Here is a 23066-nt window from a genome sequence, read left to right on the forward strand (position 1 = left end):
GAAGCCCTGCGCGGAATACGCGCCCGCCTCACGAGGACAGCTCGGCCAGGATCTCCAGCACCGCGGCCTCCTCCCGCACGGGGTCGGTCACCGGCACGAAGTTGACCGCGATCTCGTCGGCACCCGCCTCGTTCAGCTCGAGCAGCCGACGGTGGATCGTCTCCTGATCGCCGTAGACGAAGATCTCGTGAATGAGCTCATCGCTCATCAGCCCCCGCGCGGTGAGCGGAAAACCCGCCTCCTGAAACATCTTTCCGTACGTGGCCAGGTCGGCCTGGTGGGCGGATCCGGCGTGCGCGGCCTGACGCACAGCGGCGAAATCATCGGTGAGCAGCACGCTGGCCGCGACGATCAACGGCGGCCGGGGACGCTGCGCCAGCCGCGCCCCCTCCGCCAACGCCGGCCGGGCGATCGAGCGCACGTAGGAAGGCCCGGAGGAGGTGAGCATCGCGCCGTCGGAGATCTCACCCGCCAAGCGCAGCATGTTCTTTCGCAACGCCCCCAGCACGATCGGCGTGCGCGGCGGCGTAACCATCGGCGGCAGAGCCGCGTGGACACGGTAGTACTCACCATCCATATCGACCCGGCCGTCCCAGAGCATCCCGCGCAGCACCGCGACGTACTCGCGCAGATGAGCCAGCGGCTTGCCGAACGGCAGTCCGTACTGTTCCTCGATCCGTTCCCGGTGACTGGCTCCTATGCCCAGCCGGAATCGCCCGGGCGCCAACTCCGCCGCGACCAACGCCTGATTCACGCGCGCCAATGGGTGACTGGGATAGGTGATCGAGATTCCGCTGGCCAATCCGATATCGCTGGTGCGTGCGGCCGCGGCGGTGACAATGCTCAACCCGTCCGGCCCGACCGGCCACGAGGGCACCCAGGCCGTACCGATGCCCGCCCGTTCCGCCCGCGTGATCGCTTCCAATACCGACCGCGTCGGCGGCGGAAAGAGCACAATTCCTACGGGAATGCCTGTGGTCATCGAGATTGCCTTTCGATCGCTACTCGCCACCGACACTATCGTCCGACGCGATTCGAAGCACGACTCCGCGAACCCGTGCCACCATGGGCGTAATGGCTGACAACGGGGGACCTGGGGCGAAGTCCGAATTACACGTATTCCACGGTGCGACAGAGCTTTTCCGACTGATCGGTGTCTTGTGCAGACGCCCGCGGTCCGGAGATCGGTGGGGCGGTGACGCGCGTCCCGGGGATATCGGCCGGCGCGGCCTGCCGATGCTGTGCCTGGTGCGCTCCCCTGCGCACAGCGACGTATTGCGTACGGTCGACCGATATCTGGAGTCCGCGACGCCGAACGATATTCGGCGGAGCTATCTGGATCTGTCCGGCAACGGCGGGCCCGCCCAGGTTTCGTCCGCGCCGGAGGCCACGATCGAGACCACGAGGCAGGCGCTACGCCAACTGGACCGCGCCGCCACCGGATTCGTCCGGAATCCGAACGTCCGCGGCCGCCGACTCCGATTCGAGCGATTCACCCTGCTCGCCTGGCTGATGCAGCAGACGGTCGAGGACACCGACCGTGACCCCGACCGCACCCTGCGGCTGAAACTCCAGCAGCGCGGACTGACCGACCGCATCGGCAGCTGGATCCAAAAGACCGACGAGGGAATCAATTACGACAAATGGTGGTGGCGGACGCTGATGGCCTGCCTGCGCCTGCTGACCGTCGTGACCTTCAATGTGGCGGTCACGGGTCGGGTTCCGCTGCTGTCCGGTCGCTATCGGTGGTTTCTGCGCCAACGCTATCTCGCGCCGGAGCTCGCCTCGCCGGTCGGCTTGTCGATCGGCGCGTTCGCGAAGGACAGGAAGTAGTAGGGGATCGCCCGAACGTGGTGTCGCGCGGTTCAACCAGTCCCCCGAACCATGGTGTCCACAGATCAACTGACGCGGATAATGTCGTGATACGGCGGCAGGGCGCCTGAATGATCAGGCGCCCTGCGCATCTCAGCCGGAGGGGGTGAGGGTTACGGGCCGACGGTGATCGGCTTGGACGGGTCGGAGACGTTGTTCAGAGCGGATGTGCCGGTGAGGGTTCCGGTCTTGGCGTCCGTCGGGCAGCCGAAGCCGCCGGTCGTCTTGATCGGGGCCGGAGCATTTTTGGCGTTGATCGTGGGCGGGTTGCCGTTGGTGAACGTCCCGGCGATGGTGGCGGGGCCGTCGGGAGCGACCACCGTGGTGCAGGAGGCCAGGCCGCTGGTCTTGATCGTCATGCCGCCCTTGGGAATCGTCAGGCTGCCGGTGATCACCGAGCCGTTCTGCACGGTGACGGCCCAGGTGCCGGTCGTGGTCACCGTGGCGTCGACCCCGGCCAGGTCGGTCTCGCAGTCGCTGAAGGTCGGGGCCGAAATCTGTACCGACACCGGACCGTTCGCATTCTGATTGTCCGGCGCCGCCGGAACCGAACCCTTCGCGTTGAGGGTCTTGCAGGTGACGGTCACCGCCCCCGCCTCGAGGACCTGCGAGCCCACGCTCGTGGCCGTGACCGACGCTCCGGCGGGACTGACCGAGGTCGAGCCCGCGGGCTGCACCGGAACCGACTGCGCCGGGCCGCCGATCACGACCGAGGTCGCGACGCAACCGGCCGCGACCAGCGCAGCCCGCGCGAAGAACAGTTTGCTGTACATTACGCACTCCTCTGCGGGATATGGAAAACGATCGAACCGGGCCGCCCGAATAAAGCTTCGAACAGCGACTTCACGGAAGCAATCCCAGGAATGCCAGCTTTTCGCGATATCCGGCCGGAGCGAAAACCCCACAGAAACAACCGACGGGTCGGATATACTGAAGAGTTTCCTATTCACACCCTTATTCGAACTTTGCGGAATGTAATTCCAGACAGAATTACATGTGATATACTCGCGCCTTGTGTTCTGCGCTCGCCCCCGAAGCGCACCTCCGCCACGATCCACCCGACCGGCCGCAAACCCGGACGGACCGGACCACCCCCTTGCCACCACCAGCGGCAGCGCATCCGTACGCTCAAAGCCCAGGTTGAGCATCGACACACATCCCAAAGCCCACCCCTCGAACCTTGGGCGACATCCCAATTCGTTGACAACGCTAAGAAAATTTCCCCGGATGCCGGAAACTGGCTGGACCACCCCCACACCCCATCCGCGGCCGCAAAACTCGAGATCACGACCATTCCACCCGGAATTTATGCTAATCCCCCGCAACCACCCATTCCCTCGAACCCCCTATTCACCCCACCCCGAACCGACAGACCGGATGCTATAAATCCGATCAAGGTGGCATCAGCCACCGAGAATTCGATTCGAAGAGGAATGAGTTCCGATGAGGAAATTGCGCATACTCGGGGTGAGCTGTGCCGCCGTCGCGGGAATCGCACTGGCCGGCACGGGAGTATCGACCGCCGCCACCCCGATCGACAGCACCGCCGCCAGCACCGGCAGCTCCAGCGGCTCGGTCGGCACCGGCTCGACCTCGATGATCATCGACCTGCTGAAGATCCTGAAGATCCTCGACACCGGCAGCTCCGACAGCTGACGAGGCGCCCGGCCGCGTCGTCCCGTGCGGACGATGCGGCCCCGGGTCGGCTCCTACGGATCCTCCGGCGGGAACACCCAGATCGATCTGCCCTCCACCGTCATCCGGGTGTACTCGTTGACCCGCACGATCAGTTCGCCGTCCTCCGGCGTCCGGGCCACGTACCGCCAGCCACCATTGGTCGAAATACCCTCCAGCGCAGGGATTTCCGGGTCGTACTCGACGACCACGTTCATATTCCGCAGCAGGCGGTACCACGAGCGCAGGCGCTTGGCCTGATCGTCCGACAGCGCCCCGCGCCCCAGCGCCATGTATTTGGCGTGCTCCCTGCTGCGCGTATACGGCACGGCCCGCGTGAGTTCACGATCGACGGCCCATGGATAACTGTCCTCGACAATCCGGGCGGGCCCGATGAACTCCCTGGGCGCCTTCTGCAGCACCGCCTGCCTGCTCACCCCGAACAGGCGGCCGATCTCGGCCTTGCTCAGGCCCTGCGCGAGCAGTTCCTGGACGACATCCTCGGTGAACAAGCTCCGGTCGAGCTCGGTATTCACTTTTCGATCCCCAACCGCCCCCGAGCGCACAGCGCGCGGATCTCCTCCGCATACCGCGGATACCGCGCGGCGAGTACCTCCGCGTCGCCCACCTCGACCACCTCCGGTGTGAACGGCGGCGCCACAACGACACTGGCGAGGGTGTGGTCGCCCCGGGTGTACGCGGCCTGCCAGACTCCGGCCGGGACCACCAGATGTGGATGGTGGCCCGCGTCGAGGTCGGGGCCGAGGGTGTGTTCGGTGGGGCGGCCGTCGGGGTCGAGGAGGGTGAGGGTCAGGGGGGCGCCGGAGTGGTAGGTGAAGATCTCGGGATAACGCGCGGCGTGCAGGGCGGAGAAGTGGGTGGCGGGGAGGAGCCAATAGATCACGGTCGAGGCTGTGTCGCGCCAGGTTTCGCGGAAGTAGCCGCTGCAGACGGCCAAGGGTTGCAACCGCAAGGTGTCGATGATGCGCTCGGCGGTGGTCGTCGTATCCATCAGACGTGCTCCTTGTTCTTGCGTTGTTTCGCTCGGTACATGGCGGTGTCGGCCAATTTCAGCAGATGGTCTGTGTCGGTGAGCTTTTCGGCGCCGGTCAGGTGGGTGATGCCGACGCTGGTGCCGACCGTCAGGGGTGTGCCGTCCACGAAATAGGGTTCGGTCAGGGCGGCGCGCAGGCGGGGGCCGAGGTCGCCGCCGTCCTCGGATTCGCGGAGGGCGACGGCGAATTCGTCGCCGCCGAGCCGGGCGACGATGCCCGCGCCGCCCGCGCAGTGGCACAGCCGTTCGGCGACCCCGCGCAGCACCAGATCGCCGGTGGTATGCCCGAATCTGTCGTTGACCGTTTTGAAGTCGTCGACATCGCAGAACGCGACCACCACCGCCGAGCGGGTATCGGCGTGCTGGGCCACCAGCCGCTCCAGGTGATACAGGAACAGGGTGCGATTGGCCAGTCCGGTCAGCGGGTCGTGCAGCGCTTGATGTTTCACCTCGCGCAGCAGCCGGTCGTTCTCGGCCAGCGTCACCACCTGTCGGCAGATCACCAGCCCCAGCAACGCCAGCGACAGCGCCTCCTGCGACGGACTCAGTGTGACTCCGACCGCCAGTTCGGCGGCCAGGAAGATTCCGGTGGCGATCAGCGGCAGATACGGCACGACCAGTTGCGCCACCTCCACCGCGCTGAGCCGATCCTCGGTTTCGGTTGCCGTACTTCGATTGTCGGGCGCGAGGGCGGCCAGGAAGAACAGCGCCGGACACGCCATGAACCCCGCCTCCAGTGCGGGCGGGACGTGGGTACCGCCCGCGTCGACGAACCGTGCGAACAGCGTGCTGGAGACGACATAGGCCGTGGCGGCCAATGCGATGAACAGGATCGGCAATTGGCGTACACCGGGCCGAATCCTGGTCAGCAGCACGGTCGTTCCGACCAGCAGCAGGTACGCCAGCGGATGCGCCAGCAGCAGCGAGACGATCGGCCCCGACGCCGCCCAGCTCACCGACAGCTCCCGGCCCATGGTCACCCAGCCGAACAGCACCATCGAACAGCAGATGATCGCCGGATCCAGCATGCGCACGATCCGATGCCGCCGAATCCGCAGCGGCGCACCGGGTTCGGTGCCGGTGGCATACGCTCGCATCACCACCGCGAGCAGGGCGAGCACCGCGGTCAGCACGAATCCCGCGGGACCGAGCGTCTCGGTCGGCAATGGCACCCCGACGATCACCTGCACCCAGCTCCAGGCGGCCAGCCCGATCACGAAACAGGTCATCGCCGCGGCCATCCACCACCGCCACTGCTGCCGCGCGCGCACCGCCGAACGCACCCACGCCAGCAATGCCACCACCGCGGCCGCCAACTCCCACCCCTTGTTCAGGGCCATCGATCCGGACCACCCCAGCACCCCGCTGGCGGCCACACCCACCTCGACCACCAGCAATGTCAGCGTTACGGTCGCCACCACCCCAAAGGCCCACCGGCACAGGACAAACCGCCTACCCCCACTGCCGTCCTCCACAAGACACCGATCGTAGGTCGCGCTGTCCGACCCCGCACTCGAACCACCCAGAACGGTACAAAACCCCTGGCGGAATGCCGCTCAGCAGTAGATCAGACCGCTGCGCGCGCCGAACAGGAGGAACTGCCGAATCCGATCCCGATCCAGTTCCGCGGTCAGTACGCACAGCTCCGAGAGACCACATTCCCGTCCGCTCGCCAGGGCCGTGACGACCGGAGCGAGCCGCCGATCCAGGCGCACGGTGGTCGTGCCGATCCGCACCCGCAGCGTCCCGTCGCTCTCCTCGATCTCCGGCGGCGTACGGGCGGACAATCGAAATCGCAACTCCGACAGGTCCGCCTCGGTGCGCAGGGTCAGCGCGAAGGGACTGCCGATCCGCTTGACCGCGGCGTGCCGGTCGCGCTCATCGGGGCTCAGCGCCGAACCCCGTCGCCCCGTGGTCAGCCAGTCGAAGGCGATCGTCAGATGCAGCGACAGCGTGCCCAGGCCCGTGACGGCGTGCGGGCTGTCGGCGGCCGCGTACACGCAATCGCCGGGCACGAGCACCTCGTCGAGAACCTTCGCCCCCGATCGCTCGTCGTGCACCGTCCACGCCTTGTTGCCGCAGACCTGCAGGACGATGAAGTTGTGGTCGTCCACATGGGTTCCGAAGGCCGATTCCCCGGTTCGGGTCAGATACGCCTGTACCCACACCCGCGCGCCGAGCAGATATTCCAGCGACTCCTGAATCCGCTGCACGGTCCGGGAATTCTCGTGGATGTGATCGTGCACGAGGGTGCCCCCGGCCTGCAGATACCGATCGGCGCGCTCGGTGTCGAGTTGTGAATGCGCGATGAGACCGTCACCGATGCGGGCCCGCATGTACTTTCGCGGATGCAGGTCCCGGCCCTCGTACACCAGGCGGATATTGGACCACAGCGGCCCGGTGCGGGCCAGATCGGGCCACAGCGATCGTTCGAGCGTCCGCAGGAGCGATTCGTCCTCGATGCTGCCGCGCCGAACGCCGCCGCTGCCGTCGCCGACCACCTCGGCGAGCCGGACGGCGATATCGAATCCGAGGTCGCTCACGAGGCGACGAATCCCGTCAGCGATTCGCGGGCAACGTTTCCCGCGGCCGCGTCCACCCGGCGGATCCGATGGAAGGTCATCGACCGCATCAGCACGAGTCGGTTGGGCCGGGGAAAGATCGCGATCGGATCGGTGGGCGATGCGAGCAGGTCCAGATCGAGGTCGTTGTGGACATTCGGCACGGCGTCGACGTCGCAGTCGATGATGTCCAGTTCACCGCCCCACGAGGCCCGCCACTGCCGCGACAGATACAGAGTGAACGCACCCGCCCGCTGCGCGCCGTCGTCGTGCCAACCGAGTTTGGTACCCGCCGGATAGGCCCAAAAGGTACTGGCGATCGGCGAATCGCCGACCGGGACAGCGAGTCTCGCGGTGGCCACGCGCAGCGCCGCGGCGAGTTCGGCCAGATGTGCCTCGGCGTCCGGATCCGCCGATATCGCGAATTCGGGACCCGCGCCCCGGAACGCCAATCCGTCGAAATAGCGGTCGACCGTGCTCAGCGACGGGCGCGGCGACGAGAGTCGTTGCGCCGTACGGAATGCGGTCAGCGCCGCCTCGCTCAGCACATCGTCGAGGACGAGATATCGGTCTCCGCGACTATGTTCGTTCATCGGCCAACTCCCGGATCCCGACGCCGCTCACGATCGCCGAACCGATCATGGCCACGCACAGCACGATCGCCGTCGCGGGTAAAGCGCCGTGCGCCAGGACGATTCCGCCGACGAACATCCCGATCGGCACCCCCGCCGCGTTGACGAACCCCTCCACCGAGCTGAAATGCGCGAGCGGTCCGATCGGTAGACGCTTCTGAATCGTTGTCTGCCAGGCGATTCCGGATACAGAGTTCACCAGCCCCGCGATCGTGCACGCGCCGAACAGCACGATGATGTCCACGCCCCCGCGCAGCTGCGGGTACAGCGCCAACGCCACCACCTCGAACGAGAACGCCACCGCCACAGCCACCGCCGCGGCGGCCCATCGGATCCGACCGAGTCCGGCCACCACCGACAGCGAGCCCACCAGACTCGCGGCCGCCATGCCGGTCGCCAGCGCCGCCCAGTGCGCGCCGCTACCGCTCTTGCCGATCGTCGCGACCGGACCGGCCACGGCCACCAGGCCGATCGATACCGACACCACGAACCACAGCGCCGTGGACCAGCCCAGCCACGGCGTCGCCCGAATCGTCGCCAGGAAGGTGTGCTCGGCGGCGGAGTCTGGACCCGGATCCGAACTCGATTGCTCGTGCGCCGGGACCGCCTTGCCCCGGGCGTACGCCAGGGCGGCGATGTTCACCAGGAAGGTCAGCGCGTCCAGGATCAGGATCGCGCGAAATCCGATGGCCGACATCAGCACGACCGCGATGGTCGGCCCCAGCAGCACGCTGATATCGGTATTGATGGCCAGCAGACCGTTGGCCCGGTCGAGATCGCGCCGTTCGACCAGCGTGGGGATCGACGACCACAGCGCGGGCCCGAAGAACGCGGTGGCCGCGCCGTACAGCGCCGCGGACAGCGCCATCAACGCCAGCGAATCGTGGCCGAGCACGATGATCGCCAGTGCGAGCCCGCCCTGTGCGATCGCGCGGCCCAGATCCGACCACATCATGACCAGGAACCGGTCTCGCCGCGCGGCCACCCGACCGGCCAGCGGCGTGCAGGCGAATCGGCCGATCCACAGCGCGAGCAGAATCGTCGACATCGCGGTCGGCGAGCCGAAGGCCCGCACGGACTGCAGGGCGAAGGCGACGGGAATCAGTCCGTCGGTCAGCCCGGAACAGATGCCGCCGAAGTACACGCCGCGAAACGCGGGCACCCGCAGCACCCGCAGCCGATCGCGACCGGCGGCCCGGATCGAGGCAACGGTCATGCGTCCACCAGTCCACCGACCCGATACAGCGCCGCCACCAGCTCCCGGCCGTTATCCGGTCCGAGGCCCGAAATCGTCTCGAGCCACTCGGGCAGGGCCAGCGGCGCACAGCTGTTGACGCGCTCGGCCAGGGTCCGCAGATCCAGCGCCACATTGGTCCGCAGCGTGCGACCCCGGACCACCAGCTCGCCCTGACCACAATCGCTCAGCACACCGGGAAACGCGCCGCGCATGCGCTCGGGCAGCTCGCCGCGGCCGTCGAGCACGGCGCGATTGGGCCGATCGACATGGCCGCTGCTGCGCTCGACGGCGTACTTCCGCACGAACCGCGCCCCGATCGACGAGGCGATCCGCTCGCCGAAGGCGTGGTCGCGCATCAGTTCCTGGATGTTGTCCTCGAACTCGCGCATCGTCGCGAATTCGCCGATATCGGGCAGCAGCACGTCATCGATCACGGTCGTGACCGCCGAGCGGAGCAGTCGCTGCCGGTCGAGCGGATACACCGTCAGGCCGAGAAATGCGGACGGCCCGTCATTGCGAAAAAGGTGGTAGCGCCCGCGCGGTATCGAGACGAAATCGCCGGAGCGCAGGGTGAAGGATTCGGCGCTGGACAGATGGGATTCGATCTCGAAGGAGATCCCGTTGAACGACGGACTGCGCAGGAACAGCTCCTCCGGCAGCGCCCCGTCGGGCCACACCCATACCGTCTTCTCGGAGGGGCCCAGATGAATGATCATCGATGGCTCGGCATCGCAATGGATTCCGAACGGCGTCCATTCACAGTCGGCGATGAAGGTGTACACATCCGTGCCCGACAGCGGCTCGCGGCCGGGACCGCGCATCAGGCTCGCGACGAGTGTCGAAAACCATTCGGCCAGATCCAACGACCAGGCGGCCAAGCCGTTGATCGCCACACATCCGCCGCCCGCCCCGGCGGTGCGGCGCAACCAGTCCACCGGCGACTCCGACGGTTCGGCGACCGTTCGCACCAGTTCGTCGGACAGGCGGTAATCGAGCGCGTTCGAGCGGAACGCCCGCACCCTGGGCGCCTTGTCACCGCTCGCGGTGAGATTGCCGACTGCCTCGCGGAGCATGCCGTCGAGGCGGCCGACCTCCTCGGAATCCAACAGTGCTTCGATGAACACGAGATTCGGGAAATCGGGTCCGTCGCCGGTGAACATCTGCCACTCGGATCGGAAACGATAATTCATGGAGGGTCTCTCGGGGTCGGCGTACCGAATTAAATCAACTTACCCACACGACGAACGTCGTGCGGGGATTTCAGTGACCGGTGTCCTGACGCGGAGATCCCGTGACTCCACGGTCGAAATCGAACTCGTCGACAATTTCCAAGACGAGATCATCGTTCTCTTTTTCCATGGCAACTCCCCTCATGACACATTGTCTCCTCCGGGTGATCCCGGAGACTCCCAACCCCGAGAGACATCCCGATCAAAGCAGAACAGCAACGTCCCCGCATCCTTTCCACAGACGTTCCCCGAGGCTCGGAAAACCACTTCCACCTGCAAGTTTCGATTTCTTCCTCAATAGCGCGTGACCCATATCACAAATCCAGCCTCGGTCACCCCCGGCCCGGTTGCTGTCGCGACGCCCGCGCGAGGCGTCGAAATCACCTGTCCCGCAGCCATTGACACCCGCCCCACCTGGGCCTACAGTCTCCCCACCGAATAAGGAAACTTTCCTAACAGTTCGACCCGACGGCGGGTGAGGAGGGCCGATGGCCGATATACGACCCACCCTCGCGGGGACACCGAGTCTGTTGCGCGCCATCAACGATCGGGCCGCGCTGGAGCTGTTGCTGGCCAACGGACCGCTGTCGCGGACGCAGATCGGAACGCTCACCGGATTGTCCAAACCGACCGCCTCGCAACTGCTCACGCGCCTCGAGGCCGCAGGGCTGGTGGTGCCGATCGGCACCGCGGCGGGCGGGCCCGGGCCCAATGCCCAGCTGTACCAGGTGAATCCAGCGGCCGGATATGTGGCGGGCGTCGATGTCACCAATACCGAGGTCCGCATCGCGGTCGCCGATATCACCGGTACGACGCTGGCGGAGCATCAGGTCCGCACCAAGGGCTGGTCGGCGGCCACCACGGTCTCCCGGGTGGGCGAGGCCGTCGCCGAGACCGTCGGGCTGGCGGGCCTGGAGCGAAATGTCTTGCGCGAGGTCGTGATCGGAATCGGCGGGGCGATGGATCCGAGCACCGGCACGCTGCGCTACGCCACCCACCTACCGGGCTGGCACTCGCCCAGGCTGATCGCCGAACTCGAGGATGCGATCGGGGCGCGGGTATCGATCGAGAACGATGTCAATCTCGCGGCCATTGCCGAACAGGCGCACGGCGCGGCCCAGGGCTGCGAGGATTTCGTCCTGCTGTGGACCGCGGCGGGGGTCGGCGCGGCGATCGTGATCGCGGGCCGGTTGCATCGCGGTTTCCACGGGGGCGCGGGCGAGGTCGGGTACATGCCGCTGCCGGGTGCGCCGATCGTGCACGATGTGCGCCGCAAGAATTCCGGCGGATTTCAGCAATTGGCAGGCGCCCCAGCGGTTTCCGCGCTCGCGCGGCGGCACGGGCTGTCCGCGCCCACGGCGGCCTCGGCCGTCACCGAGGCGCTCGAGACGCCCGGCGCGGGCGAGCGGTTTCTCGCCGAATTCGCCGACCGGCTCGCCCTGGGACTCGCCTCGATCGTCGCGGTGGTCGACCCGGAGCTGGTGATCCTGGCCGGAGCGGTGCCGCGCGCCGGGGGCGAGCTGCTGCGCGCCCTGGTCCAGGACGCGCTGGCGGAGTTGACCTTCGCGCGCCCCGACGTGCGCGGCAGCACCGTGCCCGGATCCTCCGTTCTGCACGGCGCGCTACAGCGCGCACTGGCTACCACGAGGGAAGCCGTTTTCTCGACCCATTGATCTTTCAGGAGTACCCCATGAGAACCCCGCTCCGTGCCCTCGCCGCCACCGCGACCGCGACCCTCGCCCTGCTCGCCACCGCCTGTACCGGAACCAATTCCGGTGGCGGAGATGACGGTTCGGACGCCGGCAAGAGCGTCGACATCACCTTCTGGCACGGCTGGAGCCAGGACAACGAGGTCAAGGCCATCACCGACAATGTGGCCGCCTTCGAGAAGCTGCACCCCAACATCCACGTCAAACTGGTCGGCAATGTCTCCGACGACAAGATCGAACAGGCGCTGCGGGCGGGCGGGCGCGACGCCCCGGATGTGGCCTCCTCCTTCAGCACCGACAATGTGGGCAAGTTCTGCTCGGCGGGAGTCTGGCTCGACCTCGCGCCGTTCCTGGCCAAGGACGGCATCGACCCCGCCGCGACCTTCCCCGCCCCGATGCGCGAATACACCCGATTCCAAGGCAACCAATGCGCCCTGCCGCTGCTGGGCGACGCCTATGGGCTGTACTACAACAAGAACGCCTTCGCCGCGGCCGGAATCACCGCCCCGCCCAAGACTTTCAGCGAATTCGACGCCGCCGCGGCCAAACTGACCCAGGCCGAGGGCGACGGCTACAAACAGCTCGGCTTCATGCCCACCTACCACGGCTACGAGACCACGCCCATGCACTATCTGGGCCAATACGGCGCAACGTATTTCGACGGCGACGGCAAATCGAATCTGGCCGCCGATCCGAAGGTCGCGGCAATGCTCACTTGGCAGAAGGGCCTGATCGACAAGCTCGGCGGGCTGGACAAGCTCGAACGCTACCGCACTACCTTCGGCGAGGAGTTCAGCGCCAAGAACCCCTTCCAGACCGGCCAGGTGGCCATGTCCTTCGACGGTGAGTGGCGCACCCAGATGCTCGCCGAGGCCAAGGTCGGATTCGACTGGGCCACAGCGCCTTTCCCGGTGCCCGACGATCAGGCCGCCAGCTACGGTCGCGGCTACATCACCGGAACCATCATCGGCATCACCAAGTCCAGCCAGAAGCAAACCGCCGCTTGGCAATTGGTGAAGTACCTGACCACCGACACCGACGCCGTGGTGAATTTCGCCAACGCCATCCACAATGTGCCCAGCACCATCGAGGCGCTCGCCTCGCCGAAACTGTCCGCCGACGCCAACTTCCGCACCTTCGTCGACATCGCCAAGCATCCGCAGTCCTCGACCACCCCGGCCAGCATCAACGGCGGCGCGTACCAGGTCTCGCTCAAGAATCTCGGCTACGACGTCGAAGCCGGTAAGCAGGCCGATCTGCGCGCGGGCCTGACCGCGACGGCCAAGGAAATCGACGAGGCGATCGCCCAGGCCAAGTGATGGTTGTTCGTAAGCGCCGCAACGCTGTTCGCACGGTAGCGTTCCTGTCGCCCTGGCTGATCGGCTTCACGGTCTTCTTCGCCTACCCGCTGCTGTCGACGCTGTACTTCTCGTTCATGCGCTACGACGGGTTCACCGCGCCGACCTTCACCGGCCTGAAGAACTGGGACTATGTCCTGGACAAGTACCCGTTCTTCTGGCAGGGCCTGCGCAATACGCTGTGGCTGGTCCTGGTGATGGTGTCGCTGCGCGTGGTCTTCGGGCTGGGCATCGGAATGCTGGTCACCAAGATCAAATCCGGGCTCGGCTTCTTCCGGACCGTGTTCTATCTGCCGTATCTGGCCCCGCCGGTCGCCGCGACCATGGCCTTCGCCTTCCTGCTGAATCCGGGCACCGGACCGGTGAACCACGTGCTCGGCGAAATCGGTCTGCCGCAACCGGGTTGGTTCAACGACCCGGCCTGGTCCAAGCCGGCGCTGACCATGCTGGCGCTGTGGGGCGTGGGCGATCTGATGGTGATCTTCATGGCGGCGCTGCTGGACGTACCCCGCGAGCAGTACGAGGCGGCACGGCTCGACGGCGCGGGCGCGCCCCAGCGGTTCCGCTACATCACCCTGCCCAACATCATGCCGATCGTGCTGTTCGCGGTGGTGACCGGCGTGATCCAGACCATGCAGTACTACACCCAGGCCATCGTGGCCGGGAAGGTCGCCAGCGGCAAGATCGCCAATGCCGGTGAGCAATTCGAGCCCGGCTATCCGCACGGTTCCACCTGGACGCTGCCGCAGCTGATCTACAACCTCGGCTTCCAACGGTTCGACACCGGCTCGGCCTGCGTCGTCGCGGTGATCCTGTTCGCCCTGTCCATGGCCGCCACGGCGTTGCTGCTGCGCCGCGGGTCCGGCTTCCTGCGAGAGGACTGAGCCATGGCCGTCACATCCCTTGCTCCGGCCCCGGCGGTCGTGGCTCCGCCCGCACCCCGAACCGCCCGGCGCACAACGTTTTTGAACTGGGTGGCGGTGCACGCGCTGGCGATCGCCGCGGCGCTGGCCTTCCTCATGCCGTTCGGCTTCGTATTCCTCACCTCGGTGATGTCGGATCAGCAGGCGCTGACCTCGCAGCTGTGGCCTTCGGGGTGGCATTGGGAAAACTATCTGAAGGTCTGGCGTACGCCCGGCTTTCTCACCTGGTGGCGCAACACCCTGGTGTACGCGTGCGCGGGTACGGCACTCACGCTGCTGTCGAGCGTGCCGGTCGCTTACGCGCTGGCCAAATTCCGTTTCCGGGGTCGCAATCTGGCGCTGATGGGGGTGGTGTCGATGATGATGCTGCCGCCGCAGGTGACCGTGATTCCCATGTATCTGGTGTGGGCCAAGCAGTTTCACCTCACCGGTTCGCTGTGGCCGCTGATCATTCCGATGGCCTTCGGCGACGCGTTCTCGATCTTCCTGCTGCGGCAGTTCCTGCTGACCATTCCGGACGAATATCTGGAGGCGGCCCGCATCGATGGCTGCGGACATCTGCGCACGCTGCTGCAGGTGGTGCTGCCGATGGCCAAACCCGCGATCGCGGCGGTCGCGCTGTTCCAGTTCTTCTATTGCTGGAACGACTATTTCGGCCCGCAGATCTACGCCAGCGAGAATCCGGCGGCCTGGACGCTCAGCTACGGGCTGGAGTCGTTCAAGGGCGCCCACCACACCAACTGGAACCTCACCATGGCAGCGACCGTGCTGGTGATGGCGCCGGTGATCATTCTGTTCTTCTTCGCCCAGAAAGCCTTCATCGAAGGCGTGACACTCACAGGGGTCAAAGGCTGATGTCCGCAGTCAAACTCGCCGTCGTCGGCGGCGGCTCCACCTACACACCCGAACTCATCGACGGCTTCGCACGCCTGCGCGATGTGCTGCCGATCGACGAACTCGTCCTGATCGATCCCGCGACGCAGCGACTGGATCTGATCGCCGGGGTGGCCCGGCGGATCTTCGATCGCTACGGCCATCGCGCCCGGATCACCACGACAGACGATGTGGCATATGGCGTTTCGGGCGCCGACGCCGTTCTGCTGCAACTGCGCGTCGGCGGGCAGGCCGTGCGCGCCGAGGACGAGAGCTGGCCGCTGGACTGCGGCTGTATCGGCCAGGAGACCACCGGCGCGGGCGGGCTGGCGAAGGCGCTGCGCACCGTGCCGGTGGTGCTCGACATCGCCGAGCAGGTCCGCCGGGCCAGCCCCAAGGCGTGGATCATCGACTTCACCAATCCGGTCGGCATCGTGACCCGCGCGCTGCTGGACGCGGGCCATCAGGCGGTCGGGCTGTGCAATGTGGCGATCGGCCTGCAGCGGCGCTTCGCCCGGCATCTGGGTGTGGACCCGCGGCTGATCCGGCTCGATCACATCGGGCTCAACCATCTCACCTGGGAGCGCGGGGTGACCCTGCTCGATCATCCGGGCGCTTCGGTCGGGCAGGAGGTGCTGCCCAAACTGCTGGCCGATTTCGGCGAGGCGATCGCCGAGGAGGTGCGACTGCCGCATTCGCTACTGCGGCGGCTCGGCGTGGTGCCGTCCTATTATCTGCGCTACTTCTATCAGCACGACACGGTGGTGGAGGAGCAGCGGGCCACCGGCTCGCGCGCCGCCGAGGTGTCCGAGATCGAGCGGCAGCTGCTCGACCTGTACGCCGATCCGACGCTGAACGCCAAGCCCGCGCTGCTCGAAAAGCGCGGCGGCGCTTACTATTCCGAGGCCGCGGTGCAGCTGCTGGCGGATCTGCTCGGCACCGGCGAGGGCACCGACACCCAGGTGGTCGACACCCGCAACGACGGCATCCTGCCGTTCCTGCCCGACGAGGCGGTGATCGAGGTGCCAGCCCATGTCGACGCCGACGGCGTCTGGCCGCTGCCGCAGCGTCCGATCGAGCCGCTCTACGCGGGGCTGATCGCACACGTGGCCGCATACGAACAGCTGGCGCTGCGCGCGGCGATCGAGGGCGGCCGCGACCGTGTGGTCGACGCACTGCTCGCCCATCCGCTGATCGGACAGTGGGATACGGCCGAACCGCTGGCCGATCGCCTGATCGCCCACAACCGCGCGTATCTGGGCTGGGCATGAGCGAGCGACCGACGAGCACGGCCGAGCAAGTGCGCGGGGTCCTCGCGATCGACGGCGGTAACAGCAAAACCGATGTGGCGCTGGTCGCGCTGGACGGCACGGTCCTGGGCGCGGCGCGCGGCGACGGTTTCGAACCGCATCGCGACGGCCCGGATCGCGCCATCGAGAAGCTGGCGCCGCTGGTCGAGGCGGTCGCCGAACAGGCCGGGCTGCGGCCGGACCGGTTGCTCACCACGCGGCTGAGCGCCTGTATGGCCAATGTCGATCTGCCCGTGGAAGAACAACGTCTGCACGCGGCCGTGGCCGCCCGGCCGTGGGCGGTGAGCGCGTCGGTGGGCAACGACACCTTCGGGCTGTTGCGGGCGGGCACCGACAGTCCGCGCGGGGTCGCGGTGGTATGCGGGGCCGGAATCAATTGTGTCGGACTGCTACCCGACGGACGCACCGCGCGCTTCCCCGCGCTGGGCAAACTCACCGGCGACTGGGGCGGCGGGGGCGGAATGGCCGCCGAGGCCATGTGGCATGCCGCACGGGCCGAGGACGGGCGCGGACAGCCGACCGCGCTGTCGGCGGCCATCGGGCGACATTTCGGGTTGGCCGGGGCCAATGCGGTCGCGGAGGCAATTCATCTGGGGCGCTTGCCCAGACGGCGGTTGCACGAGATAGTGCGGCTGCTGTTCGCCACCGCCCAGGAGGGCGATGCGACGGCGCTTCGGCTGATCGATCGGCAGGCCGACGAGATCACCCGGCTCGCTGTGGTCGCGCTGCGGCGGTTGCGGCTGTTGGACGAGCCGACGCCGGTCGTACTCGGCGGCGGCGTGCTGGCGGCCAAACAGCCGCTGCTGATCGATAACCTGACCGCCCGCCTCGCCGCGGCGGCGCCGCTGGCCGAACCCCGAATCGTCGTCGCCCCACCGGTTTTGGGCGCGGCGCTGCTGGGGCTGGACCACCTCGAGGCCGACCGCACGGCCTACGACACGCTGCGGGCGGCGTATCCGACCACCGAACAGGACGATGCCGCGGCGCTGTCGACGGAATGAGCTGCGGACACCGGGTTCCCTCGCGTCCCCTCCGGTGCGCGAGGGAACGGTCTCGGCGCCGCTCGTCATTTTGCCAGAAAGTTGCTGAACGGGTTTCGATTCACCGGGCGCGGGTGGTCGACTCGGCGGTTCGGAATCCCGCACTTCCAATTCGAAACGATCGAGCTTCACTATGCCGCCGCCAATGGATGGGGTGCCCGTGAAACGTTGCGCCGTAACGCTATTGTCAGCGGTCGGCGTTGCCTGCCCTCCACTCCGGCCACGGAATGTTCCAGTCGCCCAATCCGTCCAGACCCGGCAGCGTGGGGCCGACGGTGTTCTTCACGATCGCGATATCGCCGCGCTTGGCGGTGTCGTAGACCCATTTGGCGTCGGCCGGGCTGAGATTCAGGCAGCCGTGGCTGGTGTTGCTGTAACCCTGCTGGCCCACCGACCATGGGGCCGAATGCATGAAGATGCCGCTGTAGGACATTCGGGTCGCCCAGTCGACCGGGGTGCGGTAGCCGTTCGGGCCGGTGGCCGCGACGCCGTAGGTCGAGGAGTCCATGATCATGTGGTCGAAGCGGTCGCTCAGGATGTAGACGCCGTTGTCGGTGGGGCTCGAGTTCTTGCCCATCGAGGTCGGCATGGTGCGGATCACCTCGCCGTTGCGCTCGACGGTGACCTCCTTGGTGTCGTCGTCGGCGGTGAAGACCACCGCGTCACCCACGGTGAAGGCGGCGTGGACATCGCTGTCGCCTACCAGACCGTCGCCGAAATCGCGGCCGAACGCGCCGACGTCGACGGTGATGCGCGTGCCCGGGGCCCAGAAATGCTCGGGGCGCCAACGGACCTCGCGATTGTTGACCCAGTAGAACGCGCCCTCCACCGGGGGTGTGGTCGTGATCTTGATCGCGTTCTGCACGGCGTGGCGGTCCGGGATGTTCTCGTCGAACTGGACGGCCACCGGCTGGCCGATGCCCACGATCTCGTCGTCGCCGGGCAGCAGCCACGGATGGGTCTTGTTGCGCGGGGTCAGCGTCGTGAAGTTGACCGTGCTGGCGGCCATACCGCCCAGGCCGACCGCCTCGGCCCGCAATTGATAGGTGCGACCGAATCCGAGCGGTTCGCTCAGCTGCCAGGATCGGCCGTCCGGCGCGAGCCGACCCGCGACCGGATTACCGTCCGGATTGAGCAGGCTCACCTTCGACAGCTGCCCGTCGTCCACGCGAACCTGCAGCGGATCCCCCGGCGAGACGCCCACCGCGCCGTCGGCGACCGGCGTGGTCAACTTCGGTTGGATGAGTTCGGCGATCGGCCTACCCTGCGGCCCCGGCTGCTCGTCTGTGGCTCTCGATTTGGTGCATCCGGTCGCGGCCAGCGCCACCACCGCCAGCACGGCCCCGGCGCCCAGCACCCTCGAACGATGTCGTCCACGCCATATGCCCATGTCCAACCCCAATTCCCTGCCTCGTACGCACCCGAGCCCGCACCGGCTGCGCTGGACGACCCCGCGAACGGAATCGCTCGAGACCCAGTCCGACTATTCTGCCAGCCGCCCCAGGCCACCGAGACGTTCGACACACTCACCCCGGCTCTCCTTCATCCCCCCACCCGCCCCTTCCGTTAACACCCCACCCAAAACCCACCCTGAACAGCCGATTTCACTTTCCTCACCCGCTCCTGTTATGGTTTTCCCCGCACCGGAACGGAGCAAGCCTCCCCTCCGGAAGCACCAGCGCCATTAGCTCAATTGGCAGAGCAGCTGACTCTTAATCAGCGGGTTCGGGGTTCGAGTCCCTGATGGCGCACCCCCAGCGAGCCCCTGACCAGGTGAAACCGGTCAGGGGCTCCCTCAGTTTCATCGCTGGTCGGTGCTATTTCCAAAACAACACCAAAAATCCAGCGCCACACCGTTCGTCAGCGGTAGTCCCGCCGTACCCCCATCTGATTCGCCCCTTCCTGCCGGAACAACCCCTTCCCGGCGAGTCTGACGACCCTCGCCGATACGGTGAACGTCGCCGGTTCTGCCGCGAGATCGAATTGATCCCAGGACGCGGCAGTGCTTCTCCGGGTCGCACGCCTGAGCCGAGGACCAGATCGGCGACATCGAGTACGAGCCGGTTCCGTCTCGGGCCATGCGTATAGGCCGATGTTCCGGGAATTTCGTTCCCCGCCAGCCACTCCCGAAGCTGAGCGCGCAAGCCGCCCAAGCGGTCTCGACCGATGGCCTGAGGCTTGGCCTTGCGTCTGCGTGACGGCGGTCGCCGAGTGACCGGTCGGTTCGATCATCGGCCGGTCAGCGCGGTTCGAGCGCACCGGGCACGTGCCGAGGGGCTCCGGACTTCGCCTACGTCCGTAGCCTCCATCGCGTCCAGCCTCGGTCGCGTTGGTCTCAGTCTTGTTGACAATTCCCCCGCGACGACCACGATTGACTTGATCGTCAGTCAATTCATTTGGTCTACGATAAATCGCGATAGGAAATCGATATGACCGCGGTGCCGTCGTGTATGCGCTTTCAGGTGGGCGGGCAGCGCGCTCGGAAACGACGCACCGGAACTGGATGCGGGTCCGCTCCTCGACGCCGCACGCCGGCAGGTCGAGCCGCTGTTGCGCGCGGCAGTAGATGGGCTCGCGGCCCCGCTTCGACGAATGGCCGGATATCACTTCGGGTGGTGGGATGTCGAGGGTCGTCCCACGGGCTCGACACAAGGGAAAGGGTTGCGCGCCGCAGTGACTTTCGCGTCGGCGCGAGCGTGGGGGCCGATGCCGCTGTGGCGGCGCAGGCGGCGGCATCGGTGGAGCTGCTGCACAATTTCACGCTGATTCACGACGATGTGATGGATGGCGACCACCTGCGTCGCGGCCGGGCGACGGTGTGGCGCGTGTGGGGTGTCGGTGACGCCGTGCTTCTGGGTGATGCGTTGCATGCTTTGTCGACTCGCGTCCTCATCGGCGGTCCGGACCGTGTTGTGGTCCGAGCGGCTGCGCTGATGGCCTCGACGGCTCTCGATCTGTGCGCGGGTCAACATTTCGACTGCGCCTGCGAGCATGGCGGTGGGGTGGAGGTCGCCGACTACCTGCTGATGGCGTCCGGCAAGACCGGCGCGTTGCTCGGGGCCGCGTGTGCGCTTCTGCCCGTCGCTCCACGCGATGGTTGGAGCTCACACCGGTCCGCCACGGCGACCGGATGTCGGTTTCAATGGGGTGGCTTGTGAGCGAGCAGATGCCGCTGCACGGGTGCGCATTCTCCGCTCACCCGTTTCGAGCAGAAGGGGTTCCGGCTGGCCGCGGCGGTCGGCCCGCTACGTTTCGGGCTTGCATTCGGTACCCGGGTACAGGTTTACCGTGAGTTCATGACGATCAACGTGGGTTCAACGGACTGGGCGCCGGATTCGTGCACTCTGCCGACCATCGCCCAGCCGATCCGGGTCGCCGAGTTCGACCAGTTGTTCAGGAGTTCCGCGCGTGCCGTCCATCGGCCCGGCCCGGTGCGGTTGGAGGTGCTGATGGATCCGGCCACCGAAGCTCTCGCGCGGGAGCTGGCGGGGCGCGAGTCGAGCTGCTGCTCGTTCTTCGTCTTCGAATTTTCCAGCACGGCAGAGGGATTGGTGATGAGCGTCGGGGTTCCGCCGGTCCGTACGGAAGTGCTCGACGCCTTCACCGATCGCGTCCACGCTGCGATCGAGGCCCGGCCGTGAGTGCGCTGCGCACCAGCGAGCTCGCGGCCGCGGCCGGGGTCAATACCCAGACGTTGCGCTATTACGAGCGGCGCGGCCTGCTCGCGGAACCCGAACGCACCCTGGGTGGGCACCGGCTCTACCCCGACGCCGCGGTGACCGTGCTGCGGGTGATCAAAGCGGCCCAGCGACTCGGGTTCACCCTCGACGAAGTCGCCGAACTACTGGAAGGTACCCGAGTCGGCTCACGCCGCCGCGCGGACGCGGGGTTGCGAGCACGGGTGGGTACCAAACTCGCCGAAGTCGATGCCAAACTCGCCGAACTCACCGAGATGCGCGACACCCTGCGCGCCGCATCGGCCGCCGGCTGCGAGGACCTGCTGGTGTGCAGCGAATCACCCGGCTGCCCCGTCCCGTTCGACGGCAACCTCGACACAGGCTCCGCAGCACAGCAGGATTGCGCGGGGGGACGTTGTGGCTGTTGAGAAAACGAGCAACCGCCGCCGGTGGGCATCGAGGTACGGACGCTGGTCGTGGCCGCCGATTACGCCTTGGCGCACGGTCACGACGCTACATACACGGAGTGAGTGCGACTGACACCGGCCCGAACATCGCAACGCTGATGTTCATCGCATATCGGTCGGCGGAGAATCGGATCTTCCCCGCGCTGGCCGAGGAGGGCTTCGGGCGAGGTCACTCTCGCAATGGGTACAGTCGATCGGCCAGTGAAGCGTCACAGTGCCCAATCATGTTGACAGAGAGGCGATTGCGTTGCCTCGAGGTCGATGATTCGACTCCTCTGCGTGAGGCGCGGTAGTTACAGTGGACTCGTCCATACACGGACGAAATCGGGTGGGGGATATGACGGCTGGGCGGCGAAAGAACCTCTCGGATCCGCGCGTCGGTGCGCACCGGCCATGACGACACTCAGGAACCGCTTCAACGCGAACCGCTTCTTCTGGCTCGGCATCATCGGCGTGCTGGTGATCGTGCTGCTGCTGGTCGTGTCGAGCACCTACAAGAAGCTCGGCGTCGGAACCCAGGACATCAAGGCCGAATTCGTGCAGACGGCCGGGGTCCGGGTCGGGGACAAGGTCGACGTCGCGGGCGTTCCGGTCGGCACTGTGTCCGGCGCCGAGCTCGAGGGCGATCACGTCCTGCTCACCCTGCAGATCGACAACGATGTGAAACTCGGCCCCGACGCCAAGGCCTCGATCAAGATGGCGACGCTGCTCGGCGCGCGGTACGTGGATTTGGATCCGGGCGACGGCAAGGGGTCGAAGGGTAAGCGAATCCCCAAGAACAACACCGTGGTTCCGTACAACCTGGCCGATGTGGTGCAGATCGGTACCCCGAAGTTCGAGGCGCTCGACACCAAGAAGCTGACCGAATCGTTGAAGGTGCTCGGCGATCAGATCGACGGTTCGCCGCAGCTGACCGCCCAAGCCCTCGACAGCGTCGGCGCGCTCGCCAAGACGATCAACGATCGTCAGCAGCAGGTCGATTCGCTGCTGAAGGATCTGGATCGGGTCACCAAGATCCTGGGCGACAACCGCAACAGCGTGTTGCTGGTGATCACCCAGGGCGAGGCGATCGCGAACCGGGTGATGGAACGTCAGGCGCTGCTGCGTCAGCTGCTCGACAATGTCGCGGCGCTGACCAAGCAGCTGCAGCAGATCGGCTCGGAGAACAACGACCAGTTCGGCCCGACCATCGTGCAGCTCAACACCATTGCCGAGGGTCTGCAGAAGAACAGGGACAATTTGGATCGACTGCTGTCGATCATGCCGGTGTCGCTGCGCTACCTCAACAACGGCTTCGGCAACGGCCCCTACGACGAGGTCGGCACACCGTGGTTCCTGTTGCCGGACAATTGGCTGTGCTTCGCCCGCGTCATCGAGGGCTGCCAAGGATGACGCAGTCCCGCGCACAGGAAGGCCTTCCACCCCAGGCTGCGGCAGCACCAAGTCCCGG

General features: G+C 66.6%; 22 protein-coding genes and 1 tRNA gene. 13 read left to right on the forward strand and 10 right to left on the reverse strand.

Features of this window, described 5'->3' with window-relative positions:
* Window positions 1–28: 28 nt before the first annotated feature.
* Entirely contained in the window at window positions 29–982 is a 954-nt protein-coding gene (locus NP4_RS18085) for an LLM class flavin-dependent oxidoreductase (protein WP_067999191.1), read from the reverse strand.
* A gap of 266 nt (window positions 983–1248) precedes the next feature.
* Here NP4_RS18085 and NP4_RS18090 point away from each other — a divergent pair, with 266 nt between their 5' ends.
* Window positions 1249–1833: a hypothetical protein gene (locus NP4_RS18090; protein ID WP_147288023.1), complete on the forward strand. Its 585-nt coding sequence runs from the start codon at window positions 1249–1251 to the stop codon at window positions 1831–1833.
* Window positions 1834–1985: 152 nt separating this feature from the next.
* Here the strand turns inward: NP4_RS18090 and NP4_RS18095 are convergent, their stop codons facing one another.
* Window positions 1986–2645, reverse strand: coding sequence for a hypothetical protein (locus NP4_RS18095; protein ID WP_067999195.1), 660 nt, complete (start codon window positions 2643–2645; stop codon window positions 1986–1988).
* 670 nt (window positions 2646–3315) lie between these two features.
* Between NP4_RS18095 and NP4_RS18100 the strand changes: the two genes are divergently transcribed.
* The gene (locus tag NP4_RS18100) at window positions 3316–3528 is read left to right on the forward strand and encodes a hypothetical protein (protein WP_067999196.1); all 213 of its coding nucleotides are present in this window, start codon (window positions 3316–3318) and stop codon (window positions 3526–3528) included.
* 53 nt (window positions 3529–3581) lie between these two features.
* On the opposite strand, the gene NP4_RS18105 is transcribed toward NP4_RS18100, so the two are convergent.
* The 7 genes from NP4_RS18105 to NP4_RS18135 all read right to left on the reverse strand — a co-directional run bounded on the left by NP4_RS18105 (window position 3582) and on the right by NP4_RS18135 (window position 10220).
* Complete coding sequence (locus NP4_RS18105) at window positions 3582–4082, reverse strand: helix-turn-helix domain-containing protein (protein WP_067999198.1); 501 nt, start codon at window positions 4080–4082, stop codon at window positions 3582–3584.
* A complete protein-coding gene (locus NP4_RS18110; protein ID WP_067999199.1) occupies window positions 4079–4558 on the reverse strand; it encodes a cupin domain-containing protein in 480 nt (159 codons plus the stop codon). Before NP4_RS18110 ends, NP4_RS18105 begins: the two co-directional genes overlap by 4 nt.
* The gene (locus tag NP4_RS18115) at window positions 4558–6021 is read right to left on the reverse strand and encodes a GGDEF domain-containing protein (protein ID WP_114755776.1); all 1464 of its coding nucleotides are present in this window, start codon (window positions 6019–6021) and stop codon (window positions 4558–4560) included. Before NP4_RS18115 ends, NP4_RS18110 begins: the two co-directional genes overlap by 1 nt.
* A gap of 135 nt (window positions 6022–6156) precedes the next feature.
* Complete coding sequence (locus tag NP4_RS18120; protein WP_067999201.1) at window positions 6157–7143, reverse strand: JmjC domain-containing protein; 987 nt, start codon at window positions 7141–7143, stop codon at window positions 6157–6159.
* Complete coding sequence (locus tag NP4_RS18125; protein WP_067999203.1) at window positions 7140–7754, reverse strand: 2OG-Fe(II) oxygenase; 615 nt, start codon at window positions 7752–7754, stop codon at window positions 7140–7142. The genes NP4_RS18120 and NP4_RS18125 overlap by 4 nt, the downstream gene beginning before the upstream one ends.
* Window positions 7741–9009, reverse strand: coding sequence for an MFS transporter (locus NP4_RS18130; protein ID WP_067999205.1), 1269 nt, complete (start codon window positions 9007–9009; stop codon window positions 7741–7743). The genes NP4_RS18125 and NP4_RS18130 overlap by 14 nt, the downstream gene beginning before the upstream one ends.
* Window positions 9006–10220, reverse strand: coding sequence for a cupin domain-containing protein (locus NP4_RS18135; protein WP_067999208.1), 1215 nt, complete (start codon window positions 10218–10220; stop codon window positions 9006–9008). Before NP4_RS18135 ends, NP4_RS18130 begins: the two co-directional genes overlap by 4 nt.
* Before the next feature lie 527 nt (window positions 10221–10747).
* Here NP4_RS18135 and NP4_RS18140 point away from each other — a divergent pair.
* From NP4_RS18140 to NP4_RS18165, 6 genes are read left to right on the forward strand one after another with little or no spacing between them, the layout of a single operon-like run.
* The gene (locus NP4_RS18140) at window positions 10748–11932 is read left to right on the forward strand and encodes an ROK family transcriptional regulator (RefSeq protein WP_067999210.1); all 1185 of its coding nucleotides are present in this window, start codon (window positions 10748–10750) and stop codon (window positions 11930–11932) included.
* A 17-nt stretch (window positions 11933–11949) separates the two neighbouring features.
* Complete coding sequence (locus tag NP4_RS18145) at window positions 11950–13287, forward strand: ABC transporter substrate-binding protein (RefSeq protein ID WP_067999212.1); 1338 nt, start codon at window positions 11950–11952, stop codon at window positions 13285–13287.
* The gene (locus NP4_RS18150; protein WP_067999213.1) at window positions 13287–14210 is read left to right on the forward strand and encodes a carbohydrate ABC transporter permease; all 924 of its coding nucleotides are present in this window, start codon (window positions 13287–13289) and stop codon (window positions 14208–14210) included. The genes NP4_RS18145 and NP4_RS18150 overlap by 1 nt, the downstream gene beginning before the upstream one ends.
* 3 nt (window positions 14211–14213) lie before the next feature.
* Window positions 14214–15104, forward strand: a complete 891-nt coding sequence (locus NP4_RS18155; RefSeq protein WP_067999215.1) for a carbohydrate ABC transporter permease — start codon at window positions 14214–14216, stop codon at window positions 15102–15104.
* Window positions 15104–16393: a 6-phospho-beta-glucosidase gene (locus tag NP4_RS18160; protein ID WP_067999217.1), complete on the forward strand. Its 1290-nt coding sequence runs from the start codon at window positions 15104–15106 to the stop codon at window positions 16391–16393. The genes NP4_RS18155 and NP4_RS18160 overlap by 1 nt, the downstream gene beginning before the upstream one ends.
* Entirely contained in the window at window positions 16390–17433 is a 1044-nt protein-coding gene (locus NP4_RS18165) for an N-acetylglucosamine kinase (RefSeq protein WP_067999219.1), read from the forward strand. Before NP4_RS18160 ends, NP4_RS18165 begins: the two co-directional genes overlap by 4 nt.
* Before the next feature lie 226 nt (window positions 17434–17659).
* Here the strand turns inward: NP4_RS18165 and NP4_RS18170 are convergent, their stop codons facing one another.
* Window positions 17660–18862: a L,D-transpeptidase gene (locus NP4_RS18170; protein ID WP_067999221.1), complete on the reverse strand. Its 1203-nt coding sequence runs from the start codon at window positions 18860–18862 to the stop codon at window positions 17660–17662.
* Between the two features lie 288 nt (window positions 18863–19150).
* Between NP4_RS18170 and NP4_RS18175 the strand changes: the two genes are divergently transcribed.
* From NP4_RS18175 to NP4_RS18195, 5 genes are all read left to right on the forward strand, one after another.
* Window positions 19151–19223, forward strand: a tRNA-Lys gene (locus tag NP4_RS18175).
* A gap of 945 nt (window positions 19224–20168) precedes the next feature.
* Window positions 20169–20630: a polyprenyl synthetase family protein gene (locus tag NP4_RS41660; protein WP_169813761.1), complete on the forward strand. Its 462-nt coding sequence runs from the start codon at window positions 20169–20171 to the stop codon at window positions 20628–20630.
* Between the two features lie 138 nt (window positions 20631–20768).
* Window positions 20769–21113, forward strand: coding sequence for a hypothetical protein (locus NP4_RS18185; protein WP_067999225.1), 345 nt, complete (start codon window positions 20769–20771; stop codon window positions 21111–21113).
* Window positions 21110–21577, forward strand: a complete 468-nt coding sequence (locus NP4_RS18190; protein ID WP_067999228.1) for a MerR family transcriptional regulator — start codon at window positions 21110–21112, stop codon at window positions 21575–21577. Before NP4_RS18185 ends, NP4_RS18190 begins: the two co-directional genes overlap by 4 nt.
* Before the next feature lie 432 nt (window positions 21578–22009).
* Window positions 22010–23008 (forward strand): MCE family protein, encoded by a 999-nt coding sequence (locus NP4_RS18195; RefSeq protein ID WP_067999230.1) that lies wholly within the window; start codon window positions 22010–22012, stop codon window positions 23006–23008.
* Window positions 23009–23066 lie beyond the last annotated feature (58 nt).

Origin of the sequence: Nocardia pseudobrasiliensis NBRC 108224 (genome assembly GCF_001613105.1) — a bacterium.
In the GTDB taxonomy this organism is placed as follows: Bacteria; Actinomycetota; Actinomycetes; order Mycobacteriales; family Mycobacteriaceae; genus Nocardia; species Nocardia pseudobrasiliensis.